General features: G+C 73.0%; 21 protein-coding genes. 10 read left to right on the top strand and 11 right to left on the bottom strand.

The features are described 5' to 3' along the window. Window positions 1-33: 33 nt before the first annotated feature. Window positions 34-717 (bottom strand): TetR/AcrR family transcriptional regulator, encoded by a 684-nt coding sequence (locus ACIA6C_RS23070; protein WP_399278480.1) that lies wholly within the window; start codon window positions 715-717, stop codon window positions 34-36. 106 nt (window positions 718-823) lie between these two features. Here ACIA6C_RS23070 and ACIA6C_RS23065 point away from each other — a divergent pair, with 106 nt between their 5' ends. Further along, a complete protein-coding gene (locus tag ACIA6C_RS23065; protein WP_399278478.1) occupies window positions 824-1,891 on the top strand; it encodes an FAD-dependent monooxygenase in 1,068 nt (355 codons plus the stop codon). An 86-nt stretch (window positions 1,892-1,977) separates the two neighbouring features. Here ACIA6C_RS23065 and ACIA6C_RS23060 read toward each other — a convergent pair whose 3' ends face one another. Both ACIA6C_RS23060 and ACIA6C_RS23055 read right to left on the bottom strand, forming a co-directional pair. Continuing rightward, the gene (locus ACIA6C_RS23060; RefSeq protein ID WP_366083113.1) at window positions 1,978-4,131 is read right to left on the bottom strand and encodes an EAL domain-containing protein; all 2,154 of its coding nucleotides are present in this window, start codon (window positions 4,129-4,131) and stop codon (window positions 1,978-1,980) included. 128 nt (window positions 4,132-4,259) lie between these two features. Then, window positions 4,260-5,090, bottom strand: coding sequence for an SAM-dependent methyltransferase (locus ACIA6C_RS23055; RefSeq protein ID WP_399278476.1), 831 nt, complete (start codon window positions 5,088-5,090; stop codon window positions 4,260-4,262). Window positions 5,091-5,973: 883 nt separating this feature from the next. Here ACIA6C_RS23055 and ACIA6C_RS23050 point away from each other — a divergent pair. From ACIA6C_RS23050 to ACIA6C_RS23040, 3 genes are all read left to right on the top strand, one after another. Continuing rightward, a complete protein-coding gene (locus tag ACIA6C_RS23050) occupies window positions 5,974-6,126 on the top strand; it encodes a hypothetical protein (protein WP_399278474.1) in 153 nt (50 codons plus the stop codon). Between the two features lie 30 nt (window positions 6,127-6,156). After that, on the top strand, window positions 6,157-6,927 hold the full coding sequence (locus ACIA6C_RS23045; protein WP_361132301.1) for a hypothetical protein: 771 nt from the start codon (window positions 6,157-6,159) through the stop codon (window positions 6,925-6,927). A gap of 212 nt (window positions 6,928-7,139) precedes the next feature. Then, on the top strand, window positions 7,140-7,745 hold the full coding sequence (locus tag ACIA6C_RS23040) for a hypothetical protein (protein WP_399278472.1): 606 nt from the start codon (window positions 7,140-7,142) through the stop codon (window positions 7,743-7,745). A 113-nt stretch (window positions 7,746-7,858) separates the two neighbouring features. Here the strand turns inward: ACIA6C_RS23040 and ACIA6C_RS23035 are convergent, their stop codons facing one another. Further along, window positions 7,859-8,371, bottom strand: a complete 513-nt coding sequence (locus tag ACIA6C_RS23035; RefSeq protein WP_399278470.1) for a hypothetical protein — start codon at window positions 8,369-8,371, stop codon at window positions 7,859-7,861. Window positions 8,372-8,723: 352 nt separating this feature from the next. Between ACIA6C_RS23035 and ACIA6C_RS23030 the strand changes: the two genes are divergently transcribed. Continuing rightward, a complete protein-coding gene (locus ACIA6C_RS23030; RefSeq protein ID WP_399278468.1) occupies window positions 8,724-9,389 on the top strand; it encodes a class F sortase in 666 nt (221 codons plus the stop codon). Window positions 9,390-9,420: 31 nt separating this feature from the next. Here the strand turns inward: ACIA6C_RS23030 and ACIA6C_RS23025 are convergent, their stop codons facing one another. Continuing rightward, on the bottom strand, window positions 9,421-10,320 hold the full coding sequence (locus ACIA6C_RS23025) for a polysaccharide deacetylase family protein (protein ID WP_399278466.1): 900 nt from the start codon (window positions 10,318-10,320) through the stop codon (window positions 9,421-9,423). A gap of 149 nt (window positions 10,321-10,469) precedes the next feature. Continuing rightward, window positions 10,470-13,772, bottom strand: a complete 3,303-nt coding sequence (gene lysX, locus ACIA6C_RS23020; RefSeq protein WP_399278464.1) for a bifunctional lysylphosphatidylglycerol synthetase/lysine--tRNA ligase LysX — start codon at window positions 13,770-13,772, stop codon at window positions 10,470-10,472. Window positions 13,773-13,831: 59 nt separating this feature from the next. On the opposite strand from lysX, the gene ACIA6C_RS23015 reads away from it, so the two are divergent. Further along, window positions 13,832-14,293, top strand: coding sequence for a universal stress protein (locus tag ACIA6C_RS23015; protein ID WP_366080314.1), 462 nt, complete (start codon window positions 13,832-13,834; stop codon window positions 14,291-14,293). Window positions 14,294-14,396: 103 nt separating this feature from the next. On the opposite strand, the gene ACIA6C_RS23010 is transcribed toward ACIA6C_RS23015, so the two are convergent. Beyond that, the gene (locus tag ACIA6C_RS23010) at window positions 14,397-15,602 is read right to left on the bottom strand and encodes a CapA family protein (RefSeq protein ID WP_399278462.1); all 1,206 of its coding nucleotides are present in this window, start codon (window positions 15,600-15,602) and stop codon (window positions 14,397-14,399) included. Between the two features lie 375 nt (window positions 15,603-15,977). Between ACIA6C_RS23010 and ACIA6C_RS23005 the strand changes: the two genes are divergently transcribed. Together ACIA6C_RS23005 and ACIA6C_RS23000 are read left to right on the top strand one after the other, a co-directional pair. Beyond that, complete coding sequence (locus ACIA6C_RS23005) at window positions 15,978-16,511, top strand: sigma-70 family RNA polymerase sigma factor (RefSeq protein ID WP_361132324.1); 534 nt, start codon at window positions 15,978-15,980, stop codon at window positions 16,509-16,511. Between the two features lie 211 nt (window positions 16,512-16,722). After that, the gene (locus ACIA6C_RS23000; RefSeq protein ID WP_399278460.1) at window positions 16,723-17,247 is read left to right on the top strand and encodes a hypothetical protein; all 525 of its coding nucleotides are present in this window, start codon (window positions 16,723-16,725) and stop codon (window positions 17,245-17,247) included. Window positions 17,248-17,256: 9 nt separating this feature from the next. On the opposite strand, the gene ACIA6C_RS22995 is transcribed toward ACIA6C_RS23000, so the two are convergent. The 4 genes from ACIA6C_RS22995 to ACIA6C_RS22980 form a co-directional block, all read right to left on the bottom strand. Continuing rightward, complete coding sequence (locus ACIA6C_RS22995) at window positions 17,257-17,661, bottom strand: hypothetical protein (protein ID WP_399278458.1); 405 nt, start codon at window positions 17,659-17,661, stop codon at window positions 17,257-17,259. Window positions 17,662-17,708: 47 nt separating this feature from the next. Further along, entirely contained in the window at window positions 17,709-18,569 is an 861-nt protein-coding gene (locus ACIA6C_RS22990; RefSeq protein WP_399278456.1) for an Fpg/Nei family DNA glycosylase, read from the bottom strand. Between the two features lie 61 nt (window positions 18,570-18,630). After that, window positions 18,631-20,694, bottom strand: coding sequence for a SpoIIE family protein phosphatase (locus ACIA6C_RS22985; RefSeq protein WP_399278454.1), 2,064 nt, complete (start codon window positions 20,692-20,694; stop codon window positions 18,631-18,633). Between the two features lie 7 nt (window positions 20,695-20,701). Then, complete coding sequence (locus ACIA6C_RS22980; RefSeq protein WP_399278451.1) at window positions 20,702-21,961, bottom strand: DUF6777 domain-containing protein; 1,260 nt, start codon at window positions 21,959-21,961, stop codon at window positions 20,702-20,704. A gap of 171 nt (window positions 21,962-22,132) precedes the next feature. Here ACIA6C_RS22980 and ACIA6C_RS22975 point away from each other — a divergent pair, with 171 nt between their 5' ends. Further along, the gene (locus ACIA6C_RS22975; protein WP_399278449.1) at window positions 22,133-23,017 is read left to right on the top strand and encodes a YndJ family protein; all 885 of its coding nucleotides are present in this window, start codon (window positions 22,133-22,135) and stop codon (window positions 23,015-23,017) included. Then, window positions 23,014-23,556 (top strand): DUF1990 family protein, encoded by a 543-nt coding sequence (locus ACIA6C_RS22970; RefSeq protein WP_399278447.1) that lies wholly within the window; start codon window positions 23,014-23,016, stop codon window positions 23,554-23,556. Before ACIA6C_RS22975 ends, ACIA6C_RS22970 begins: the two co-directional genes overlap by 4 nt. Window positions 23,557-23,559: the final 3 nt, after the last annotated feature.

Raw genomic sequence — 23,559 nt, 5'->3', positions numbered from 1 at the left:
CCGGTCGGCGGCCGGCTCCCCGGGCGGCGCGGGTCAGGACCGGCGTATGGGCAGGGCGCGGTCGAGGCCGTCGGCCAGCATCGCGAAGGCCTGTCCGGCATCGGCGACGGCGGTGGGGTAGGCCTCGTCGGCGCTCTGCCCGGCGGCGAGGCGGCGCCAGTTCTCGCGGCCCAGCTCCTGGCGGGTGGTCACCAGGTGCCGGGCCGCCAGCCGGGCGGCGAGCGGGGGGACCTGCTCGGCCTCCAGGACCGCGGCGAGCAGCTCCACCTCGCGGGCGGTGTAGTGGTTCAGCCGGGACTCCAGGCCGGCGGTGGTGTAGAGCATGTTCTGGAACGCGAGCACGTTCGGGTGGTCGCAGAGCCCGGTGATGGGATCGCGTTCGGCGAGCGCCGCCAGGAAGTGCGCCCGCACGGCCGCGACCGGACTCTGGCCCGCCTCGCGGTCCCGCACGACGCGGGCGGCCTCGTCCTGGTGGTCGGCGAACCGGTCGAGCACCAGGTCCTCCTTGGTCGGGAAGTAGCGGAAGAGGGTGGGCTTGGAGACCTCCGCCGCGGCGGCGACATCGGCCACCGAAACGGCATCGAAACCCCGCTCCATGAACAGCTCTATCGCCGTGGCCGCCAGCTGCTGCCGCGTGCGCAGCTTCTTGCTCTCGCGCAGCCCCGGTGCGCCTGCGCCTGTCACGCCTGTCGTGCGGGGACCCGTCGTCTCTTCCATGCCCCCGAGCGTATCACGAAAAACTGACTCGGTTAATTTTGTAACCGGGTTGCTTTTTCCGTCGCGGGCGGCTTTCCTTGGATCAACGACGAGGAGAGGGACTCCCATGAACGACGTACTGATCGCGGGCTCCGGCCCCACCGGACTGACCTTGGCCTGCGACCTCGCCCAGCGCGGTGTCGCGGTCCGGATCCTCGACCGGCGCACCGCGCCGCACCGTGAATCCCGCGGCAAGGGACTGCAGCAGAGCAGCCTGGAGGTCTTCGAGACCCTCGGCGTCGCCGATGCCGTGACGGCCGCGGGCAGCCGGGGTGTGGTCCTGCGCAAGTACTTCGACGGGGAGCACGTCACCGACACCCCCGTCGGGGACGGCGTGCTGATCGGGCAGTGGCAGATCGAGCAGGCCCTGCGCGACCGCCTGGCCCGACTGGGCGTGCGGGTGGAGTACGGCTCCGCCCTCGCCGCGCTCACCCAGGACGCCGACGGCGTCCGGGCGGAGCTGGCCGACGGGAGGGTGGTCGCGGCCCGGTACCTCGCGGGATGCGACGGCGGGCGGAGCACCACCCGGCGCCTGCTCGGCATCCCCTTCGAGGGCAGTACCCGTGAGGAGCCGGCGATGGTGCTCGGCGATGTGCGGGCGCCCGGGCTCAGCCGGGACTTCTGGCACCAGTGGTTCACCTCGGAGGGCGGCGGGATACTGCTCTGCCCCATGCCGGGGACGGACAGCTTCCAGCTCCAGGCCGCACCCGAGCCGGACGGCACGGGCGGCCATCTACCACCCTCGCTGGAGGGCTTCCAGCGGATCTTCGACCGGTGCGCCCGGATGCCGGGGATACGGCTCGCCGATCCGACCTGGCTGTCCAGCTGGCGGGTCAATGTCCGGGTGGCTTCCCGCATGCGGGAAGGGCGGGCCTTCCTCGCCGGGGATGCGGCGCACGTCCACCCCATAGCGGGCGGACTGGGCATGAACACCGGCATCCAGGATGCGGCCGCCCTCGCCCGGACGCTGGCCGCCGCGCTCGCCGATCCGGGCCGGCCCGGCGTGCCGGACGCGTACGAGGCGGAGCGGCTGCCGGTGGCCGCGGAGGTCGTGGCCGACACCGAGCGGCGGTGGGAGAGGGTCGTGGACGCCGTCCGCACGCCCGGCCGGGGGACGGAGGTGGGACGGGAGTGACCCCGCCCGCTCCCCCACCCCTCGGCCGCCCCTCGCCCCGCTGCGACGCGGCCGCGGCTCGGACCGGCCCAGGATCCGAGCCCGCGTCAGGAAGGCGTGGGAACCGCGTCCGAGAGGGACAGCGCGTAGATCCGGTCCGGGGAGCCGGGGCGCGCGTAGTACCAGCCCTGGGCGGTGTCGCAGCCGAGGTCGCGGAGCTGGGCCGCCTGGACGCCGGTCTCCACGCCCTCGACGGTGACCGCCAGTTCGAGGCTGTGGGCCAGCGCGACGATGCCTTCCACGATCTTGAGGTCGACGGGGTTGGCGGGCTGCTGCTGCATCCCCTGCGTGAAGGAGCGGTCCAGCTTGAGCACGCTGACCGGCAGGCGGCGCAGGTTGGCCAGGTTGGAGTAGCCCGTGCCGAAGTCGTCCAGGGCGATGTCCACACCGAGGGCGGCGAGCCGGCGCAGCGGTTCGAGGAGTTCGTCGTCGGCGCCGATCAGCGCCGATTCGGTGACCTCCAGGCACAGCGTGCCCGGGGCCAGGCCGGAGGCCTCCAGCACGCGGACGGTGTCGGCGACCAGCCCGGGATGGTGCAGCTGCGTCGGCGACAGGTTGACGTTGATGCGCAGGGAGGAGCCCGCGTGCTGGCGCTGCCAGTTGCAGGCCTGGCGCACGGACTCTTCGAGGACCCACCGGCCGAGGGGCACGATCAGCCCCGTCCGCTCGGCGAGAGGGATGAAACGGTCGGGGCCCAGCACCCCGTACTGCGGGTGCGACCAGCGCACCAGCGCCTCCGCCCCGTGCACGCTGCCGTCGTTCATGTGCACCAGCGGCTGGTACTCGATGAAGAACTCGCCGCGTTCCAGTGCCGCGGGAAGGGCGTTGGTCAGGCCGTGCCGGGTGATGGCTCGGGCGTCGGCCTCCTCGTCGGCGAACTCGAAGCGGTTGCCGCCCGCCGCCTTGGCCCGGTACATCGTGATGTCGGCGCTGCGCAGCACCTCCGCCGGGGTCCGTTCGCCCGCTGGTCCCTCGACGATGCCGATGCTGCCCCGGACCGTCAGCTCCCGCCCCTCCAGCCGGATCGGGGTGGACAGGGCGGAGAGGACCCGGACCGCCAGTTCGGTGACGTTCTCCTCGGTGTCGTCGCCGGTGGTCAGCGCCACGAACTCGTCGCCGCCGAGCCGGGCGACGACCTCGCCCGGTCCCGTCGCGCAGCTCTGGAGCCGGTCGGCGACCTCCACCAGCAGCCGGTCGCCCGCCGAGTGGCCCATGCTGTCGTTGACCGCCTTGAACCCGTCGAGGTCCAGGTAGCAGAGGCCGAAGCGGGGGCCGCCGGCCCCGCTCAGGGCCTTCTCCAGCCGCTCGAAGAACAGCGTCCGGTTGGGCAGGCCCGTCAGGGCGTCATGGGTGGCCTCGTAGCGCAGCCGCAGGTTCAGCAGCCGGCGTTCGGTGGTGTCCTCCATCAGGGCCAGCTGGTACTGCGGGCGGCCTTCGGCGTCCCGCAGGAGCGACACCGTCAGGTTGGTCCACAGGACGGTCCCGTCGTTGCGGTAGTAGGGCTTCTCCACCCGGTAGTGCTCGCGTTCCCCGCGTACGAGTTCCCCGTACATCCGCCAGACGTGCGGGGTGTCGTCGGGGTGTCCCCATTCGCTGACGTTGCGGCTGCGGACGTGCCCTTCGAGGCCGCCGAACATCTGGAGCAGCGTGTCGTTGACCTCGAGGACGTTGCCTTCGAGGTCGGCGATGCCGATGCCGATGGCCGCCCCTTCGAAGACGGCCCGGAAGCGTTCCTCGCTGGCGTGCAGCGCCTGCTGGGCGTCGGCGCGGGCGGTCAGCGCGGAACGGGCGATGGCCTCCTGCTCCTTGAGCGTGCGCTCGCGCAGGGCGCGGGCGAAGCCGGCCGCGATGCCGTGCTGCAGGCGCGCGCAGCGGGACCGGTACTCCTCGGTGCTCTCCGCCCCGGCGCCGTCGGGGCCGCAGTACAGCACGAGGTACGACTCGACGACCCCCAGGGTCCCCGCGAGGGCCTCGGGGTCGGTGCAGTGCACGGCGACGAGTTCGGCGCCGACCCGCTGGGCGGGCGAGGCGTCGAAGGGCCGGGCGTGCAGGGCCTCGGTGAGCGTGCGCGTCAGCGGGACCAGGTGCCGTTCGAACTCGGGGCGGGTCAGCGAGGTCGCCGTGACGGGGAAGATGGCCCGGCCCCAGATGGTCGCGAAGCGCGCGATCCGGTCCTCCAGCCCGGTGTGCTGATCCCGCACGGCCGCCCGGCCCGCGTGCGGGCCGGGCGGCGTGTCGCCGGCCGGTGTGGCCTTAGGCGTCACTGTCCCCGCCTCCGGTGGACGGGCCGTGCTCGGGCTGACGGGCGGTGGGGTCGGGGCCGGGAGTCTCACGCCTTGCGTCCCACACCGGCAAAGCCCGAGAAGGCGAACGGGTCCTCCGGCGTGTCACCGTCCGCCGGGGATTCGGTACGGTCCGGGCGCCAGTCTGGCATCGACACCAGACCCGGTTCGAGCAGTTCGAACCCGTCGAAGAAGCGGGTGATCTCCTCGCGCGTGCGCATGACGAGGGGGTTGCGGATGTCCCGGTAGACGCCGACGGCCCCGACCGCGACGTCCTCGGAGAGCGGGATGCCCTCGTAGGAGGCGTGGGTGAGGATCAGCATGCTGCCCGGGGCGAGCGCGTCGCGCAGCTCGGCGACGGCGGCGTACGGATCGTCGGAGTCCTCCAGGAAGTGCAGGACGGCGACGAGCAGCAGGGCGACGGGACGGCTCGGGTCCAGCAACCGGAATACCTCGGGAGCGCTCAGGATGTCCTGCGGCTTGCGCAGGTCGGCGGAGACGACTCCGGTGTGGTCGTCACCGGCGAGGACGGCCTGGCTGTGGGCGACGGCGACCGGGTCGTGGTCGACGTAGACGACACGGGCCTCGGAGGTCGCCTGGCGGGCGACCTCGTGGACGTTGCCGAAGGTCGGGATGCCGGAGCCGATGTCGAGGAACTGGGTGACGCCCTCGGCGACGGCGTGACGCACGGCGCGGCGCATGAACGCCCGGTTGGCCTGCATGATCTTGGGAAGCCCCGGCAGGAATTCCATGGCGCGGCGGGCCGCCTGGCGGTCGACTTCGAAGTTGTGCGAGCCGCCCAGGTAGTAATCGTAGATGCGGGACACGCTCGGCACCGATATGTCGATGCCTGGCGGGGCCCAGGCGGGGCGCTCCATCGGGGTCTCCAAGCCGTAGTCGTGCCGTGGTCCGGTCCGGGGTCGGTCGGGAACCGGACTCCTGTCCGAGCCGAATGTACTGATCATTGGCCAACGGAGCGAGCAAAAGCGGAAATTGGCGATCCGTTCTTGGTCACACACCTAACCCGGGCAGGGGTCGTACCGCCCCATCTGACAGAAACCGACAAATACCTTTTGGGAATTGACCGGACGGTCAGGGAAGGCGATCAAAAGCTGGCTCAAACCACTATGGTCCGAACTCCGCCCGTTCAGGCGAACCCGCGCCGACCGTCGCGTGCGCAGGCGCGCGCGGGCCCATGCTCCCGGGGTGAACAGAGCATGTGCCCGGCGCCTGCTGGCGGTACCGGTCCTGGTGTGGGCGGCGATGTCCGCCACGCCGGCGGTGGCCGATAGCCGCGCCCACACGTCGATCGACCCGTGGGACGGCACGGCACCCGCCGGGGTGTCCGCGGCCGCCCACAGCGGCTGGGCCCTCGCCGGCCGGGGTGGCGGACATCACGGGGACGGCCACGGAAACGGTCCGGCAGACGGACACGGAGACGGGAACGGAGACGGGCACAGTGGCCACCACGGCCACGGCTGGGGCCACCACGGCGGCCACCACTGCCCGCCACCGCCTCCGCCGCCCTGTCCCCCGAAGCCGACCCCGACACCCACCCCCACGCCGACTCCCACACCGCCTCCCCCCTCCCCCACACCCACGCCGCCACCACCCCCGCCGCCGCCGAAGCCCACCCCGCCACCGCCACCCGCACCGCCGAGGCCCGCGCCACCACCGCCACCCCCCGTGGTCGCCGAGCGCCTTCCCACCCCGCCACCGCCCGCGCCGGCCCCTGAGCCGGAGCCCGCTCCCACGCCGACGGTGACGCCCCCGCCCGCCCCCAAGCCGGTGGCCCGCCCCTCGTACCACGCACCGTCCCGCAAACCGGCCGAACACCACATCTCGCCGGTCACCTTCACGCTCATGACCGCGGCCCCCGCGGTGCTCGCGATCGTCGCGCTGCGCCCCCGCTAGGCGGCCCCCTACCCCTTGTTTGGAGTCATCGTGTCGGAATGGCTCGTCCTGTCCCTGGCGATGGCCGCGGCCTGCGCCGTGGTGCTGACCATCGCCTTCTTCAACCACCGCCGGATCAGCGAGGACGACGATCCCAACGAGACCCCGGACGTCATCGAGTACATGACGATGATGATCGGGGTGATCTACGCGATCGTCCTCGGCCTGGCGATCGCCGGCGTCTGGGAGGGCCGCGGGGCCGCCCAGGAGTACGTGCGCCAGGAGTCCCAGGCCCTGCACGAGATCAGCGTCCGCTCCGAGGTATATCCCGCCGATGTCCGCAAGACCATCCGCGCTGACGTCGACGCGTACGTGACGTACGTGGTGGACACGGAGTGGAAGGAGATGGCTGACCACGGCAAGCTCACCGACCGCAGCGGGCAGTTGCTGGAACGCATCCGCCGGGACGTCACGGACTACGAGCCGAAGACCGACCACGAGGGGCAGGCGTACCAGCCGCTGGTCGACCAGGTCGCGGCGGTGGACGACGCCCGCAACGCCCGCGGCCAGAGTGCCCAGGCCACCATGCCCGGGGTGGTGTGGTTCGGCCTGATCGTGGGGGCGCTGGTGACGGTCGGCCTGATCTTCACGCTCCAGATCCGGCGCTCGTTCCGCGAACTGCTGCTGGCGGGGCTGTTCAGTGCGCTGATCGCCTTCCTGCTCTTCCTCATCTGGGACTTCGACGCGCCCTTCGGTCGGGGCATCGCCGCCACCGCCGAGCCCTTCTTCGCACAGTTCCCGCACCTGGGGCTGAGCGACTGAGCGCCCCCGCTGTGCGGGGCGGTTCAGCCGGCCACCCGGTAAACCGGGGACGGGGCCCCCGTCCCCGGTTCGGCCCACCGATATGACCCGTTCGCCCGTTCCTGATCGCGGGCACCGGGGCCCCGGCCTAGCGTGACGGACATCGAGGCGCACGTCCCTCCACGTGCGGAAACCATTCCGCGGCTGCTCCTCGGGGATCCGGAGAATCACTCATGGGTGCGATACGCAGCTCCGCCACAGCCCTGCTGAGCGCCGGCGCCACCGGTGTCGTCCTCGCGCTCGGCCCGGCGGGCACCAGTGCCGCAGTCGCGGCCGAGGCCCAGCCCGTCACCTCGTTCGCCTTCGCCATCACCCCCTCGACGGTCGCCCCCGGCGGCCAGGTGGTGCTCTCCGTCAGCGGTTGCAACTCCGCCTTCGCCACCTCCTCGTCCGGCGTCTTCGACACCGTGAGCATCGCGCGCGGCCAGACGGCCCGGGTCACCGTCGACCGGGACGCCCGGCCCGGGGCGCTGTACTCCGTCACCTTCACCTGCAACGGGGAGACCGGTTCGGCCGACTTGACCATCGCCGGAGCCACGAGCCGGCCCACCACGAGTTCCACCGTCGGTCCCCCGCGCCGCCTCCCCCTGCCCCCCACGGCCCCCACGGCCCCCGCCGCACCCGCCACGGGCAGCGCCACCCTCGGCGTGCGGGGCGGCCTCGGCGGCAGCGTGGCCGGGATGGACCTCCTGGAGTTCGGCGTCGGCGCCGGCTTCGTGCTGGCCGCCGTGGCCGGTACGGGGTACGTACTGCGCCGCCGCTCCTCGCGCGGCCACTGACGGTGGCGACGGTGGCGGACACCCCCTGCCGGGCCGCGGGCACCCACGCGCCCCGAGCCCTCGTCAGGGCTCGGGGCGACCGCGGCGCCGGGCGGACCGGGGAGGTCGGCCGGTCAGGCCCGGCTGCCGATCGGACGGCGACGGCGCATCACGTGGACGCCCGCGCCGAGGGCCGCCGCGGCGACGAGACCGGAACCGATGGCGGTCTCGGTGGCGGACGGGCCGAAGGAGCCGCCGATACCGCCCTGGGCGCCGTTGCCCTCAAGGATGGTGAAGCGGTGCGTGGCGACGAGGCTGCTGTCGTTGCACCTGACGGACAGCGTCTGGTGCCCGGGAGAGGCGTGGTTGAAGATGCGTACGGTCGCGAATCCGATGGATCCGGCCGACAGTCTCGTCTCGGGAAAGTTGCCGTGCGACCACACCGTGCCGCCGTGGGTGCATCCGGCCGCGCTGACCTGCATCGTGGAGCCCTGGTGCACGGAGTACGGGTTGACCGTGACGTTGCTGGGACCGTTGCCTCCGCCCAGCGGCGGCCCGCCCGCCGGGTTCGCCGAGGCCAGGGGTGCGCTGAGGGCGACGGCGGCGCAGGCAGCCGCGGTCACGGTGATTGCGCGCAAAACACGCATGGTGGAACCTCCAGCGGGAAGCGCCCCGGAGCGGTCGCCCGGGATGATCGACGAGAACGCCTCCCATCACAAACCCTCGGGGCGGCCCGCAACCAGCGCATTTCGGCTTTGGGCCGCCCGGTTGAGCGACACGCCGAACAGCGAGAAATGTTTCTGACGGATCCGCAGGTCACGCCCCGTCAGGCATTTATGTGACGATTACCTGGATGGGCGCACCCCTTCCGGCTCCCGCCACCCGTTCGCCCGTCCCCGATCGCCGTCCCGTCCGTACCCCCTTAGCGTGCGTGGAGAAGGGCGTACAGGGGAGGGACGTGCACGCGGGTCGGGACCCCCGCGTCGGGAAGGGAGAGCCATGACCGAGGACGAGGGTGAGCAGCGGCGGAGGAGGCGCTCTCCGTGGGGACCACTCGCACTGGTCCTGCTCACCGGCCTCGCCATGATGCGCAACGGCGTGAACCTCAACGACGGGCCGCCGCAGCCCGCCGCCGCGGCGGCCGTCGCGGTACGGCCCGACCAGGCGGCCGTGACCCCGCCCGCGCCGCCGCCGGACCTGGAGGTGCTGGAGCACTCGTCGGTGCAGCGCATCCGGATCCCGGCGATCAAGGTGGACGCGCCGGTGATGACGGTCGGGCTGGACGCGCAGGGCTTCATCGACGCGCCGCCCCCGCAGGACCCGAACCTGGCCGGCTGGTACCTCAACGGCATCTCCCCGGGCCAGCAGGGCTCGGCGGTGATCGTGGGCCACGTGGACAACGCGCAGGGCCCGGCGGTGTTCTACGGCCTGGGCTCGTTGAACAAGGGCCAGCACATCGAGGTGGAGCGGTACGACGGGCGCACGGCGGTGTTCGAGGTGTACGGCGTGGAGGTGTTCTCCAAGGAGACCTTCCCGGGGGCCCGGGTGTACGGGGACACCGGCCACCCGGAGCTGCGCGTGATCACCTGTGGCGGCGGCTACTCCAAGGGCCGTGGCTACGACGGCAACGTGGTGGTGTTCGCCCGGATGGTGGAGGCCCGCTGAGGGCCCCCGGGCGGGGGCCCGGCCCCCGCCCTCAGTGCGGCCGCGCCGCAGGGAAGACGGGGAGCGTCATCCGGTAGCCCCTGGCGAGCAGCTGGGGCAGGTACGTTCCGAGCGCCTCGACGCTCTGGGAGCGGTTGCCGCCGGCGTCGTGGGACAGCACGATCACGCCGGGCGCGGCGCCTCCCAGTACGCGGGAGACGATGGTGGTGGTCCCCGGTTCCGTCCAGTCGAGGGTGTCCACGGTCCAGGCGAGTGGCTCCATTCCCAGCTCCGCGCCGATCTCGAAGGCGGCCCGGTTCCAGGCCCCGTAGGGCGCGCGGAACCACTGCGGGGCCGTGCCGGTCGTCTGCTCGACGACCTCGCTGGTCCGCTCGATCTCCGCGGCCAGGTCGGGGCGGCCCAGGGTGGGGATGAGCGGGTGGGTCCAGGTGTGGTTGCCGATGACGTGGCCCTCGGCGGCCATCCGGCGCAGCAGGTCGCGGTTGTCGGTGGCCATCTCCCCGCAGACGAAGAACACCGCGCGGACCCGGTACCGGGCGAGGGTGTCGAGGATCCCGGGCGTGTAGCGGGGGTCGGGTCCGTCATCGAAGGTGAGGAGCATTTCGCCGGACCGGCTCGTCCCGGCGGGCAGTTCCAGGATGGGCCGGGTGCGGACGGCGGGCTTCACCACGGGCGGCCGGGCCGGGGCCTGCGCCGTCATCGGGGTCAGCCGGTAGCTGTTCGGGGGGAGCCCCCGGGCGCGCAGGGCGGGGGCTCCCGGCGCGCCGGACCCGGCCGCGCCGGCGGCTCCGGGCGCCGGGCCCGTCCCGCCGCCGGGGACCGGGGTGTCGCCCTCGCCGCCGGTGATGAGTGAGACGGCTGCCGCGGCTCCGAGGAGGGCGGCGGTGCGCAGGAGCACGCGTCGCCCGACTGTCGGCTCGTCATTTTTCATTCTCAACTGGTATCAACGACATCGGTGAAGACGCCCGCAGGCGCGAAGGCGCCGACTGCCCGTCACCCGCCCGGCGCAGCCGGAGGACCGGTCAGCCGCCGGGCGCAGCCGGAAAGCCGGTCAGTCGCCCGGTGCAGCCGGAAAGCCGGTCAGCCGCGCCGTACGAGCGGGAACGGAAGCGTCTCGCGGATCGTCAGACCGGTGAGGAACATGACGAGCCGGTCCACGCCGATGCCGAGCCCGCCGGTCGGCGGCATCGCGTACTCCAGTGCGTCCAGGAAGTCGTTGTCGAGTTCCATCGCCTCGGGGTCGCCGCCCGCCGCCAGCAGTGACTGCGCGGTCAGCCTGCGGCGCTGCTCGACGGGGTCGGTGAGCTCCGAGTAGGCGGTGCCGAGCTCGGTGCCGAAGGCGACCAGGTCCCAGCGTTCCGCGAGCCTCGGGTCCTTGCGGTGCTGCCGGGTCAGCGGGGAGACATCGGTCGGGAAGTCCTTGTAGAAGGTGGGCAGCCCGGTCTTCTCCTCCACCAGCCGCTCGTACATCTCCAGCGCCACGTCGCCCCGGGTGTCGTCGGGCGAGTGGGGGACGCCGGCCCGGTCGCACAGGCGGCGCAGCGCCCGTTCGTCGGTGCCGGCGTCGACCTCCTCGCCCAGCGCTTCGCTGATCGCCCCGTACATCGTCTTGACGGGCCAGTATCCGGAGATGTCGTGGACGGCCAGTCTGCCGTCGGCGTCGGCCTTGTGGGCGATGGGCGAGCCGAAGGCGGCGGTGGCGGCGCCCTGGATCAGTTCACGCGTCAGGTCGAGCATCACGTCGTAGTCCGCGAACGCCTGGTAGGCCTCCAGCATGGTGAATTCGGGGTTGTGCTTGTAGGAGACGCCTTCGTTGCGGAAGGTGCGGCCCATCTCGAAGACCTTCTCCATGCCGCCGACGCAGAGCCGTTTCAGGTACAGCTCGGGGGCGATGCGCAGGTACAGGTCGAGGTCGTAGGCGTTGATGTGGGTGCGGAAGGGGCGGGCGTTCGCCCCGCCGTGGATCTGCTGGAGCATCGGGGTCTCGACCTCCAGGTAGCCGCGGTCCAGCAGCCCCTGCCGCAGGGCCTGTACGGCGTTGGAGCGGGCCCGTACGACGTCGCGCGCGTCGGGGCTGGCGACCAGGTCGAGGTAGCGGCGCCGGACGCGGGCCTCGGGGTCGGCGAGGCCCTTGCGCTTGTCGGGGAGCGGGCGCAGGCACTTGCCGGTGAGCTGCCAGGAGTGGACGACGACGGACAGCCGGCCCGTCCGGCTGGCGCCGACCTCGCCGGTCGCCACGACGTGGTCGCCGAAGTCGACTTGTGAGGTGAAGGAGTCCAGTACGCCGGGGCCCGCCTCGTCGCGGGTGAACATCAGCTGGGTGTCGCCGGTCCAGTCCCGCAGTACGGCGAACACGACCCCGCCCATGTCCCGTACGACCATCACCCGGCCGGCGAGGGTGACCTGTTCCCCGGTGCGGGTGCCGGGCGGGTAGCCGGGGTGGGCCTCCTTGAGGCGGGCGACGGTGTGGGTGCGCTGCGGGATGCCGACGGGGTAGGGGTCGGTGCCGGACGCCCGGATCCGGTCCAGTTTGGCGTGCCGCACCCGGACCTGCTCGGGCAGCCGCTCGGCCGTCGCCCGTTCGCCGGCCTCCCCCACGAGGTCCAGGCCGAGGGAGTCGATGGAGGGCAGCCCCTCGGTGGTGGCGGGCGCGGTGAGGCCCTTGGGGTGGGCGTTGCCCCACAGCTTGCGCATGCTCGGTACGGAGACGAACCCCTCGGCGATGCCGGAGGCGAGGCTGACCCGGGCGAGGGAGCCGGCGTCCTGGTAGCACAGGAACCGCGGGTACCACTCGGGGCCGTACTTGACGTTGGAGCGGTACAGCGCCTCCAGCTGCCACCAGCGGGAGAAGAACAGCAGCAGCCTGCGCCACAGCCTGAGCACGGGCCCGGCGCCGATCCGGCCGCCCTCCTCGAAGGCGGAGCGGAACACGGCGAAGTTGAGGGAGATCCGGCGCACGCCCAGTGCGGGCGCGGCGGCGCAGAGCTCGGCGACCATGAACTCCATGACCCCGTTGGGGGCGGTGCGGTCGCGGCGCATCAGGTCGAGGGAGATGCCGTCCTTGCCCCAGGGGACGAAGGAGAGCAGGGCGATCAGCCGGCGCTCGGCGTCGAAGGCCTCGACGAGGAGGCAGTCGCCGTCGGCGGGGTCGCCGAGCCGGTCCAGGGCCATGGAGAAGCCGCGTTCGGTCTCGGTGTCGCGCCAGGTGTCGGCCCGCTCCACGATGGTGTGCATCTCCTCCTCGGAGAGGGCGGAGTGGCGGCGGATGAGGGTGGTCGCGCCGGTGCGCCGGACCCGGTTGACGGCTTGCCGGGTGACGCGCATGTCCCGGCCGTCGAGGTCGAACTGGGCGACGTGCAGGATGGCCTCGTCGCCGAGCTGGAGGGCGCCGAGCCCGGAGCGGGCGTACGCGGTCGCGCCGTCCTCGGAGGCGCCCATGACGGCGGGCTGCCAGCCGTAGCGGCGGGCGACCGCAAGCCAGGCGTTGATGGCGGGGGTCCAGGCGGCGGGGTCGCCGACCGGGTCACCGCTGGCCAGGCAGACACCGGCTTCGACGCGGTAGGTGACGGCGGCCTTGCCGTTGGGGGCGAAGACGACGGCCTTGTCCCGCCGGGTCGCGAAGTAGCCGAGGGAGTCGCTGCGCCCGTAGGCGCCGAGGAGTGCGCGGATGCGGGGTTCCTCGTCCCCGTGCAGGGCGGCGGTCAGCCGCTGGGACCGGAAGAGGGCCGCGGCCGCGTTCAGCAGGGCGAGTGCGCCGAAGAGGCCGAGCACGAAGGACAGCGGGCGGGGCGGGCGGCCGTCGAACCGGCGGTCGGAGAAGAGGCCGCCGAAGACCTCCTTCGCGGCCCAGTCGAGCCATTGGCCCTTGGGCAGGGTCCCGGGGAACAGGGCGACCAGGCCCCAGCCGGCGAGGACGGCGAGGAGGAGTCCCAGCCCGAGCACGACCATGGCCCGCCAGAACGCGCCGGGCCGGGAGGCGGCGTAGAACTCCTTGCGGGCGGCGATCAGGAGGGCGAGGGCGGCGGCCGCGAGGGCCAGGGAGACACCCCCGACCCAGTACTCGTCGTCCGCGATGAACAGGACGTCGACCAGGATCAGCAGGGCCAGATAGGTGACGACGATCCACCAGGCGACCTTCTTGCGGGCGCCGAGGGCGGCGGCGAGCAGGAAGAGGAAGACGGCGTAGGCGAGGTTCGCGCTGACGGGGATCACGAAGTCGTCGAGGAAGCGGACGACGGGGCGCAGCAGGCGGCGCAGCCCCGGGGAGAGCGACAGGAGGGCGCACAGCAGTCCGAGCGTTCCGAAGAACGCACCGAACGCGTCGGGGACCCGGTTCAGGAACCGGCTGCGGGTCCCCCGGGCCTGCTCCGCGGTGGCACTCATGGTTCGCACTGTAGGGAGGGCGGGGCCGGTCCGCGCGGCGACGGGATAACCTCGGGGACGTGACGGAGCACGTGGGTACGGGATTCGAACGCGGTACGGACGGTCCGAAAGTGGTCCTGGCCGGGGTCGACGGCTCGGAGTCCTCGCTGCGGGCAGCGGCCTACGCGGCGGGACTGGCGAGGCGGCAGGGCGCGCTCCTGGCGCTGGTGTACGTGCAGCCGGTGATGGCGGCCGGCGCCTCTTTGGGCGCGCCGGTGTCGGACACGACGGAGGAGATCGCGCAGGGCCTCGTCGCGGAGATCCGTGCGGCGGCCGAGCGGCTCAAGGGCATCTTCGAGGTGCGCTGGGAGTTCCACACCTTCCGCGGCGACCCGTACGCCGGTCTGGTGGACGCGGCGGATGAGCTGAAGGCGGACGCGGTGGTGGTCGGGGCGTCCGAGCAGGCCGGGCACCGCATCGTCGGCTCGGTGGCGGTCAGGCTGGTCAAGGCGGGCCGGTGGCCCGTCACGGTGGTGCCGTAACCGACCGGGGCCGTCGGGGGCGGAGCCGCAGGGGGCCGGGCCGTCAGAGGGGCGGGCCGTGCGGGCCCGGCCGTCAGAGGGGCGGGCCGTGCGGGGGCGGGGGCTACTTGCCCAGGGTGAGGCCGTCCTTCGCGGCCCCGCGGCTGAGGACCGCTTCCCTGATGGCGTCCTGGGCGGTCTCCCAGTCGTCGTTGCCAGGGTGCTTGGCGAGGGCGTCGGGGAGGTTGACGACCCTCCAGGGGGACTCGTCGGTCATCTGCGGGATGAACTCGGCCTTGGTGACCTGCCAGCGCTGTCCCGCCGCGGCCGGCGGGGCGAAGGTGAAGCGGCCGATCGAACCGTAGTTGCCGCGGGGGTCCCGGGCGCCGGTGTAGTTGAACATCTCGCCCGCCACCTGGTCACCCATGCCGTAGATGATCCAGGTCCCGTTGACCTTCTCGTACGGCTGGGGGATGTGGGCGTGCGTACCGAGGACCAGGTCGATGTCGGGGCGCCCGGCGGTCTGTGAGGCGGTCAGGGCCTTGCCCAGCGACAGCTGGGTCTCGTCGGGCTCGGTCTGCCACTCCGTGCCCCAGTGCACGCTGACGAGGACCACGTCCGCGCCCGCTTTCCGGGCGGCCCGCGCGTCCGCGATGATCTTGTCCTGCTTCATCAGGTTGACGGCCCACGGCTGCCCGTCGGGCATCGGGTAGCCGTTCGTGTCGTAGGTGTAGGCGAGGTGGGCGACCTTGGCGGAGCCGGCCTGGTAGCGGGTGACGGTGGCCGCCTCGGCGGCCGTGCGGGCCGAGCCGGCGTGCTTGAGACCGGCCTTGTCGAACTTGTCCAGCGTGCGCCGCACGCCGTCGGCGCCGTCGTCCAGGGTGTGGTTGGAGGCGGTGGAGCAGCCGTCGTAGCCGGCTGCCTTGAGTCCGTCGGCGATCTCCGGCGGGGACTTGAAGGCCGGGTAGCCGCTGAACGGGCCGTCCTCCTCACCGTAGACGGTCTCCATGTGGCACAGGGCCAGGTCGGCGGCGGAGACCACCGGTCTGACGCCGGCGAACATCGGCTTGAAGTCGTAGCCGTCGCCCCCGGCGTCGGTGGCGCCCTGCCGGATGATCGAGGTGTGGGGCAGTACGTCGCCGCTCGCGACCAGCGTGAAGCCCTTCGCGCCGCCCGGGGCGGCGGTGGAGCCGCCGGTGGAGGTCCCCGGGGCATGGCCGCCGGCCAGGCGCGCGGGCGCGGACTTCCCGGTGGTGGAGCAGGCGGCGGCCGTGGCGGACAGCAGGAGGGCCGACAGGAGGGCCATGGCCTGGCGGGTGCGCTGGGTCATCTGTACCGGCTCTCACTCGGAGGGACATCTGCGGCACCCGGTCACCAGGCCACCAGGCCACCAGGCCACCTGGCCACCTGGCCCCGGATCATTCGTAGGACTGTCTGATGAGCTGAATTCACAGAAGGCGATGCCGCAAGTCAAGGAACGGCGCCGCCCAGGCGGGCCCGGTTCACCCCCGCGGCCGTTCGCCGCGCCGTTCGACCGTTCACCGTGCGGCGTGGCCGCCCACCGGAGGAGCGGGGTGCTTGGGCGCAACGGCGGTCCCGGACGGTTCCCGGGCGGCCCCGTGCAGGTCAGGGTGGATCCGTCGGACCCGAGACGGGCTCCGGGACGGTCCCCGGCAGACCCGGCGAACAGCGGAAGGAGCCACTCGTGCCGCCCTCCTCCACCCTGCGGCGTACGGATCCCGAGGCGCTGGCCGAACTCCAGCGCGAACACGGGCGGGCGCTGTTCGGTTTCCTGGTCGGCCTGACGGCGGGGGACGCCCAGCGGGCCGAGGACCTCGTCCAGGAAACCCTCGTACGGGTCTGGCAGCACCCGGAGGTGCTGGCCAGCGGGCACGACTCCATGCGGCCGTGGCTGTTCACGGTCGCCCGCCGCCTCGCGATCGACGCCCGGCGGGCCCGGCTCTCCCGGCCGCAGGAGGTGGACCCGGAGGGCCTGGAGCAGGCACCCGCGCCGCAGGACGCGGTGGCCGGTTCGGTGACCGCGATCGACGTCAGGCGGGCGGTGGGCAGTCTGGGGCCGGAGCACCGCGAGGTGCTGATGCAGGTCTACTTCCGCGACCGCTCGGTGGCCGAGGCCGCCGCGGAACTCGGCATACCGGCCGGAACCGTCAAGTCCCGTACGTATTACGCCCTGCGCGCCCTGCGCAAGGGCCTCCAGGGGTACGGGCTCGGCGCCTGAGATACCGTCAAGACGGCGCGCGGGCGGACCTGGCGCGGCACATCGGCAGCCGGTCCGGAGAACGCCACGGACGGGCACGGACCAGACACAAGCCGCATCAAAAGTGTTATCAGTCCGGTCAAGTTGAGTAAACATCCTCCGCTCCGCGAGGCCCTCGGTGAAGGCTCGGGGCTGACGGCGGGAAGCTCGACACGCGGGAGAAGGTGGAACGGTGCGGCCCGAGGGTACGAACGGCACCAGTGACGGTGGCGGTGGTGGGCTGGCGGTGCCCATGGCGTGGCTCTACGCGGAGTACATCGCCGACGAGCTGCTGCGCACGGGCCGGCTGATCCCCGTCAGCACGCTGGAGTTCCGGGCCGGCCGGGACACGCTCGCGCTGACCATCTACCTCTCGGACGCGGCCGGTGAGCTCTCCGGGATCCGGGTGGTCTCACAGCTCGACGAGTGGCTGTCACTGACGGCCTACGGGCATCCTTGGCGCGACTGGGTGGAGACCCGGTTCCTCCAGCTCGGCGAGGAGGCCAGGGAGGACGGGCGCGAGGAGGACCCGGACCTGGAGCTGGCCCGGGCGGCCTGGCGCTGGCTGGACCACACGGAGCTGTTCGCGACGAACCTCGACCCCGGACGGCACGGCCACGCGGACACCCCGGCGGGCCTGGACGAGAACGCCCGCGTCTGGACCCCGGCATGGCAACTGGGGCTGCCACTGGGCCACTTGGCGATGCACCTGTTCTGAGTGCAGGCCTCAGGCTCCCGCGCCGCGGGAGCCGGGCGCCTCGGCGGGATCGGTGACGAGCCCGGTGAAGTCTGCCTCGTTGCGCTCGGCCCGGGTCACGTACCAGCGGGCGATGAACCACATCACCGGGTACACGAGCACCCCCAGCACCACCCAGACCAGCGCCCCCGAAGCGACCCGGGGCAGCAGGAACACCAGTGGCAGCACGCCCACCAGCAGTGCGAGTGCACCCAGCGCGCAGAGCGCCGCACGGAGCTGACTGCGCATCAGGGCCCGGACATAGGTCGCCCCGACACTGGTCTGCTCGGAGATCTCGGACCGCGCCGGCGTGTGCGCGGGCACCCTCCGCCGCGTCCCCCGCGCCACCCCGGTCACGACCTCCCGCCGCCCCGCCCCCTGCTGCTCCTCGGCCATGCCCCGGAAGTCTACGCAGCCGGGCCCGCTCCGGCAGTGGCCGGCGGCTACTTGAGGAGGCGGGAGAGGCGGCGGTCCGCGAGGGGTTTGCCGCCGGTCTGGCAGGTGGGGCAGTACTCCAGTGAGGAGTCGGCGAAGGAGACGGACCGGATGGTGTCCCCGCACACCGGGCACGGCTCGCCCGTGCGGCCGTGGACCCGCAGGCCGCTCTTCTTCTCGGCCTTGAGCCGGCCCGCCGCCACCCCGTGGGCCCGCTCGACGGCCGTGCGCAGGGTCTCCTGGACGGCGTCGTACAGGTGCGTCACCTGGTCGTCCTCGAAGGAGGCGGCGAGCTTGAACGGCGAGACCTTCGCGGCATGCAGGATCTCGTCGCTGTAGGCGTTCCCGATGCCGGCGATGACGCTCTGGTCGCGGAGCACGCCCTTGATCTGCCGCCGCTCCCCCGCCAGCAGGGCGGCGAACGCGTCGCGGTCGAAGCCGTCGGCGAGCGGGTCGGGCCCGAGCCGGGCGATGCCGGGCACCTCCTGGGGATCGCGGACCACGTACACCGCGAGCCGCTTCTGGGTGCCCGCCTCGGTGAGGTCGAAGCCGCCGCCGCCCTCCAGCACGACGCGCAGCGCCAGCGGCCCCTTGCCGGGGCGCGGTGGCCGGTCGGGCAGGGCGTCCTGCCAGCGCAGCCAGCCGGCCCGGGCCAGGTGGGTGACGAGGTGGAGCTCGCCGATCCGCACCGCGAGGAACTTCCCGTACCGGGTGGTGGACCCGGCCGGCTGTCCTTCGAGGGCGGTGAGCGGGGGCTCGTACGTCTTGAGCACGCTGACCGCGAGCGGGAGGACGCGGTCGACCACCCGCCCGTCCAGGTGCTCGTCGAGGAATTCCCTCAGGGCCTCGACTTCGGGCAGCTCCGGCATGCTCCCAGCCTGCCGCCACCGGGCGCGGAACGCGAGCCGTGCACGGGCCCCGGTCGGCGGGCTACGCCAGCACGAACTCGCACCACACGCACTTGCCGCCGCCCCGGGGATCCACGCCCCACACGTCCGCCAGGCGGTCCACCAGCATCAGGCCGCGCCCCGAGACGCCCGCCTCCCCCGCCTCGCGGCGCCGCGGCAGCGCGCTGGAGCGGTCCTCGACCTCCACGCGCAGCCGCCGCCGGTCGCCGGGCAGGACCCGCAGCGTCACGATGGCCGGGCCGTCCGTGTGCATGAGGGCGTTGACGATCAACTCGTCGGCGACCAGCTCGATCTCGTCGGCCCGCTCCCGCGCACCCCACGCCCGCACCGCCGCGCCGATCATGTGCCGGGCCGCGACCAGGGCTTCCGGGTCCCCCGGCGCCACGTGCTGCTGGAGCCGGCCGCCGCGCTGCGGCGCGTCGGGCACCTGGCGGCGCAACAGGAGCAGCGCCATGTCGTCGTCGCCGCCGCGCTCGTCGGTGACCCCGCACAGCTGGTCCGCGAGCTTCTGGAGGTCCGACGGACCGCCGCACAGCAGCTCCGTCAGGTGCGCGATCCCGTCGTCGAGGTCCGTGCCGGGCTGCTCGACCAGTCCGTCCGTGCACAGCAGAAGCGTTTCCCCCGGATCCAGCTCCAGCGTGGTGACGGCGTACTCCAGCCGGCCGAACTCCGCCGAGAGCCCGAGCGGCATCCCGCCTTCCACGGTCAGCCGGCGGCAGCCCCCGTCGCGGGTGCGCAGCAGCGGGTCGAGGTGCCCGGCCCGCACCAGCTGGAGCACGCCGGTCGCGAGGTCGGCCTCCACGTAGGTGCAGGTCGCGAAGCGGTCGGTGTCTAGCTCGTGCAGGAACACCGACGCCCGCGCCATGACGGTGGCGGGCGAGTGCCCTTCGGCGGCGTACGCGCGCAGCACGATGCGCAGCTGGCCCATCACGGCGGCCGCGTGCGTGTCGTGGCCCTGGACGTCGCCGATGACGGCCCCGACCCGGCCGCCCGGCAGGGGGATGACGTCGTACCAGTCACCGCCGATGTCCTGGCCCATGCGCGCCGACCGGTAGCGGACCGCGATGTCCGCGCCGGGGACGGACGGGATCCGGCGGGGCAGCATCGCCTGCTGGAGGCCCTCGGCGAGATCGTGTTCCTGCTCCAGCAGCATGGCCCGTTGCAGGCTCTGCGCGATGCTGCTGCCGAGGGCGACCAGCAGGTTCCGCTCCTCCTGCGTGAAGCCGTCCTTGTCCTGGTAGAGCAGTCCGATGGCGCCTATCGGGCGGGCCTGGGCGATCAGGGGCAGGTAGGCGGCGGCCGATATGTCCATCGAGGAGATCTTGGCCCAGAGCCCGGGGTAGCCCTCGGCGAACTCCTCCGCGGAGTCGAGGAAGCGCGGCTGGAGCGAACGGACGACCTCGCTCATGGGGTACTGCTCGTCGATGCGGGTGTAGCGGGTGCCGGGGACGAATGTCCCCTCCGGTCCTTCCGCCACCAGGTGGATCCGGCCCGCCTCGACCAGTCCCATCACCATGCCCATCGAGCCGAGCCGTTCCAGGCCGTGCGCGTCCCCGAGGGCGTCGATGACGTCCTTGACGGTCCGGGCGTGCGCGAGCGCGGCGGTGGTGCTTTCGACCACCGACGTCTGGCGGCGGCGCTCCTCGTCCAGTCCGAGGCGTTCCGCCGAGTGGCCGAGTTCCTCGGTCGCGTCCCGGACGATGCCGATGATCCGGTACGGGCGGCCGTCGGGGTCGCGCATGACACGGCCCTGGGTGTGGGTCCAGCGGAGCGTGCCGTCCCGGCAGCGGATGCGGAAGTAGGCGCCGTAACTGTCCACGCCGCTCTTGAGGGCGCTGGAGACGAGCCCGTCGAGCCGGGCCGCCTCGTCGGGCGGCACGTGGGCGGCCAGGGTCTCGGGGCGGCCGTCGTATTCGGTGACGCCCGTGTCGAAGACTTCGAGGGCCGCCGCGTCCATGTGCATGAGACCGGTGAGCAGGTCCCAGTCAAAACTGCCCATCCGGTTCAGCGAGAGCGACCGGTCCGGGTGCGCGGGCCAGTCGTCCGGCAGCGATACGGCGGTCGGCACCGGTCCACCATGACACACCGGCCGGTCAGGCGCTCTCCATGGAGGGGACCGGGTCGTAGGGCTGCTGGAGGTCGGGCGGCAGGTAGGGGTCGTAGGGCTGCTGGGGGTCCGCGGGACGGTACGGGTCGTAGGGCGCCGAGGGGTCGTACCCGTACGGGTCCGCCTGCTCCGGTGCCACGCCGTCGGACCCCGTCGGCAGCCCGGGGTCGCCGGACGGCGGCAGGTCCTGCGGCGCGTCCTGCGGGAGGCCCGGCGCGGGGCCGTCCGGGAGGTCCGGGGGCAGCGCGGCGGGAGGGTCGGAGCGAGGCGGCGACGGCGGCTTGGGCAGCGGCCGGGACGGCTGAACCGGCCGGCTCTGGCCGGTGGGCGGCGCCGGCTCGGTGGGCGCCGCCGGTTCGGTGGGCCCGTTGGGGCCGGTCGGGGCGGCGGGGCCTTCGGGGGTGAGGGGGCCGCTCGGGATGCTTTCGGCCGGGTCGTAGGGCGGCAGGCCCTCGGGGGTCTTGTCCTGGGCGCCGTCGTCGCCGGTCTTGCGCTCCAGCCAGGTGTTGTCGGCGAGGTTGACGAGCACCAGGTGGTCCAGCTGCTGGACGGTCGGCTCGATGACGATGACCTGGTTGGCCTGGTAGCCGTTCCAGGGGTCGCCCTTGATCACCGGGTTGCCCTTGGGGGCGCGGGGCGGGGAGAGGGGGTTGCCGGAGCCGCAGCGGACGCGCGGCATGCCGTGGTCGTCGACGAGAACGGCCGTACCGGCCTGGAGCACGGACTGGAAGGGCGCGGCCCGGCCGCCTTCCTGGAAGCCGTGGCTGGTGACCCGGGTGTCGGCGCGCAGGACGACCGGGGTGAGCTCGCGCAGAAAGTCGCCGATCTTGTCCTGGGCGATGCCGGAGGCCTCGGCGAAGGCGCCCGTCTTGGCGCTGTCGGCGGTGATGAGGCTCGACTGGTGTTCCACGTCGCAGCTGCCGAGCCGCTGGATGCCGCCGTACAGGCCGGGGGTGGCGGCATTGACGGTGCGGACGCCCTGGCCGCTCCGGTTGGGCAGCGGGGGCTGGGCGGGGGCGGATTCCCCGGTGGCGGTGGAGGTGGTGAAGGGGTCCGGTCCCGCCGAGCCGACGGGCTGGAGGTGGACCTCCTGGGCCTCCGGGCCGGGGGTGCTCACGGGTTCCTCGGATCCCCCGCAGGCGGTGGCGAGCAGGCCGAGCAGCCCGAGGGCCGTGAAGAGGGGTGCCCGGGCCGGTGCATGACGGCGCGGCGCCTGACGGGATGTCGGTGCGGGCACGTCGCTCACGAGATTCTCCCTTTTCGCCCCGGTTGCTCCCTCTTGTCTGCCGCATCCTCGCCCGCAGCGCAACCGGAGCGCCACCCCCACTCCTTGAACATGTTCAAAGCCTGGCGTAGGGTCGCGATCGCGACTTGAACGCGTTCAAGACCGTTCGGCGCACCGACCCTCGGAGGGGCCGTGACGGTACTCGTGAACCTGGTCGTCACGCTGGGCATGCTCTACGTCGTCCCCACCGGCCTGCGCCTGATCGACGGAACCGCATTCCGCCGCACCGCCCGGCTGTGGCCCCTGCTCGCCGCCCCCGGGGCGCTGTGCCTGTGGTTGCCGCGCGGCGCCGCCGCCACGGGGCTCGCCGCACTCTACGCGGCGGCCAGCCTGGCCCTGGCGGCCAGGGCGCCGGTCCGGCTGCTGCGCGCCCTCCCGCGAACCGGGACCCCGGTGCCCGCACCGGCCGAGGCCGCCGTCCTCACCGCGCTCGTCTCGCCCGCCGTCGCCGGCAGCGCCCTCGTCGCGGAACGCGCCGGGTACCGGCTCTTCGGCTTCGACCTCGACGTCCTCGCGCTGACCGTGCCGCACTTCCACTTCGCCGGATTCACCGCGGCCCTGGTCGCCGGCCTGGTGTGCCGGGCGGCGGCGGCCGGCGAGGCACCCGGCGCGGGCGCCCGGCCCGGTGCTCCCCTGGCCCGCTGGGCGGCGTACAGCGTGCCCATCGGGACCCTCCTCGTCCTGCTCGGCTACTTCATCGGCGACTGGGCGGAGCTGGTGGGCGCGGTCGTACTGACCGCCGGGATGTGGGCGGTGGCCCTGACCACCTGGCGCGGCATCCGCCCCGGCGCCCGCGACCGGACCGCCCGCACCCTGCTCGCCACCTCGGCCGGGGTCCTGGTGGCCACGATGCTGCTCGCCCTGTGGTGGGCGACCGGCGAGGCCACCGGGATCACCCACCCCACCCTCACCTGGATGGCCGCGACCCACGGCCTCGGCAACGCCCTCGGCTTCGCCCTCTGCTCGCTGCTGGCCTGGCGCCGGCTCACCATGGACCGACAGGAGATGACACGATGACCCGACTTCTCAGCACCGGCCGCGACACCCTCAGCTACCCCGAACGGGGCGCGACGGAGCACCGCCCGCTGCCCGCCGGCTACAACCACCTCCACCACCGGACGCGGATCGGCGCCGGCCGGGCCGTCTTCGAGACGGCCGGGGTGGCGCTGTCCACCTTCGACGCCCACCGCGCCTCGGGCATGCGGATCCGGGCCGAGACGGGAGCCGTACGTCCCGGCGCGCGGGTCACCGTCGGGATCGGTTTGGGTCCCCTGCGCATCGACGCCCCCTGCCTGGTCCTGCGGACCGCGTACGAGAGCGCCCGCACAGGCTTCGCCTACGGCACCTTGACGGGCCACCCCGAGTCGGGCGAGGAGTCCTTCATGGTGCTCATGGACCCCGACGGCACCGTGTGGTTCGAGGTGACCGCGTTCAGCCGCCCCGCCAGCTGGTACACCCGCCTCGGCGGCCCGGTGGTCCCCTTCCTCCAGCTCGGATACGCCCGGCTGCTCGGCCGCACCCTGCGCAAGCTGGCAGCCGCGGCCCCCGCGGCCTGATAC

This window comes from Streptomyces sp. NPDC051578 (genome assembly GCF_044454045.1).
Classification (GTDB): Bacteria; Actinomycetota; Actinomycetes; order Streptomycetales; family Streptomycetaceae; genus Streptomyces.
The sequence above is the reverse complement of the archived record's forward strand: the minus strand, read 5'-3'. Positions and strand labels throughout refer to the sequence as shown.

Excerpts from the sequence above, each read along its gene's own strand:
- ACIA6C_RS23040 (WP_399278472.1), top strand. The coding sequence starts at position 7,140 with ATGGGTGCGATACGCAGCTCCGCCACAGCCCTGCTGAGCGCCGGCGCC.
- lysX (WP_399278464.1), bottom strand. The coding sequence starts at position 13,772 with ATGAGTGCCACCGCGGAGCAGGCCCGGGGGACCCGCAGCCGGTTCCTG.
- ACIA6C_RS23010 (WP_399278462.1), bottom strand. The coding sequence starts at position 15,602 with ATGACCCAGCGCACCCGCCAGGCCATGGCCCTCCTGTCGGCCCTCCTG.
- ACIA6C_RS23055 (WP_399278476.1), bottom strand. The coding sequence starts at position 5,090 with ATGGAGCGCCCCGCCTGGGCCCCGCCAGGCATCGACATATCGGTGCCG.
- ACIA6C_RS23035 (WP_399278470.1), bottom strand. The coding sequence starts at position 8,371 with ATGCGTGTTTTGCGCGCAATCACCGTGACCGCGGCTGCCTGCGCCGCC.
- ACIA6C_RS22995 (WP_399278458.1), bottom strand. The coding sequence starts at position 17,661 with ATGGCCGAGGAGCAGCAGGGGGCGGGGCGGCGGGAGGTCGTGACCGGG.
- ACIA6C_RS23070 (WP_399278480.1), bottom strand. The coding sequence starts at position 717 with ATGGAAGAGACGACGGGTCCCCGCACGACAGGCGTGACAGGCGCAGGC.
- ACIA6C_RS23065 (WP_399278478.1), top strand. The coding sequence starts at position 824 with ATGAACGACGTACTGATCGCGGGCTCCGGCCCCACCGGACTGACCTTG.
- ACIA6C_RS23030 (WP_399278468.1), top strand. The coding sequence starts at position 8,724 with ATGACCGAGGACGAGGGTGAGCAGCGGCGGAGGAGGCGCTCTCCGTGG.
- ACIA6C_RS23025 (WP_399278466.1), bottom strand. The coding sequence starts at position 10,320 with ATGAAAAATGACGAGCCGACAGTCGGGCGACGCGTGCTCCTGCGCACC.
- ACIA6C_RS22970 (WP_399278447.1), top strand. The coding sequence starts at position 23,014 with ATGACCCGACTTCTCAGCACCGGCCGCGACACCCTCAGCTACCCCGAA.
- ACIA6C_RS22990 (WP_399278456.1), bottom strand. The coding sequence starts at position 18,569 with ATGCCGGAGCTGCCCGAAGTCGAGGCCCTGAGGGAATTCCTCGACGAG.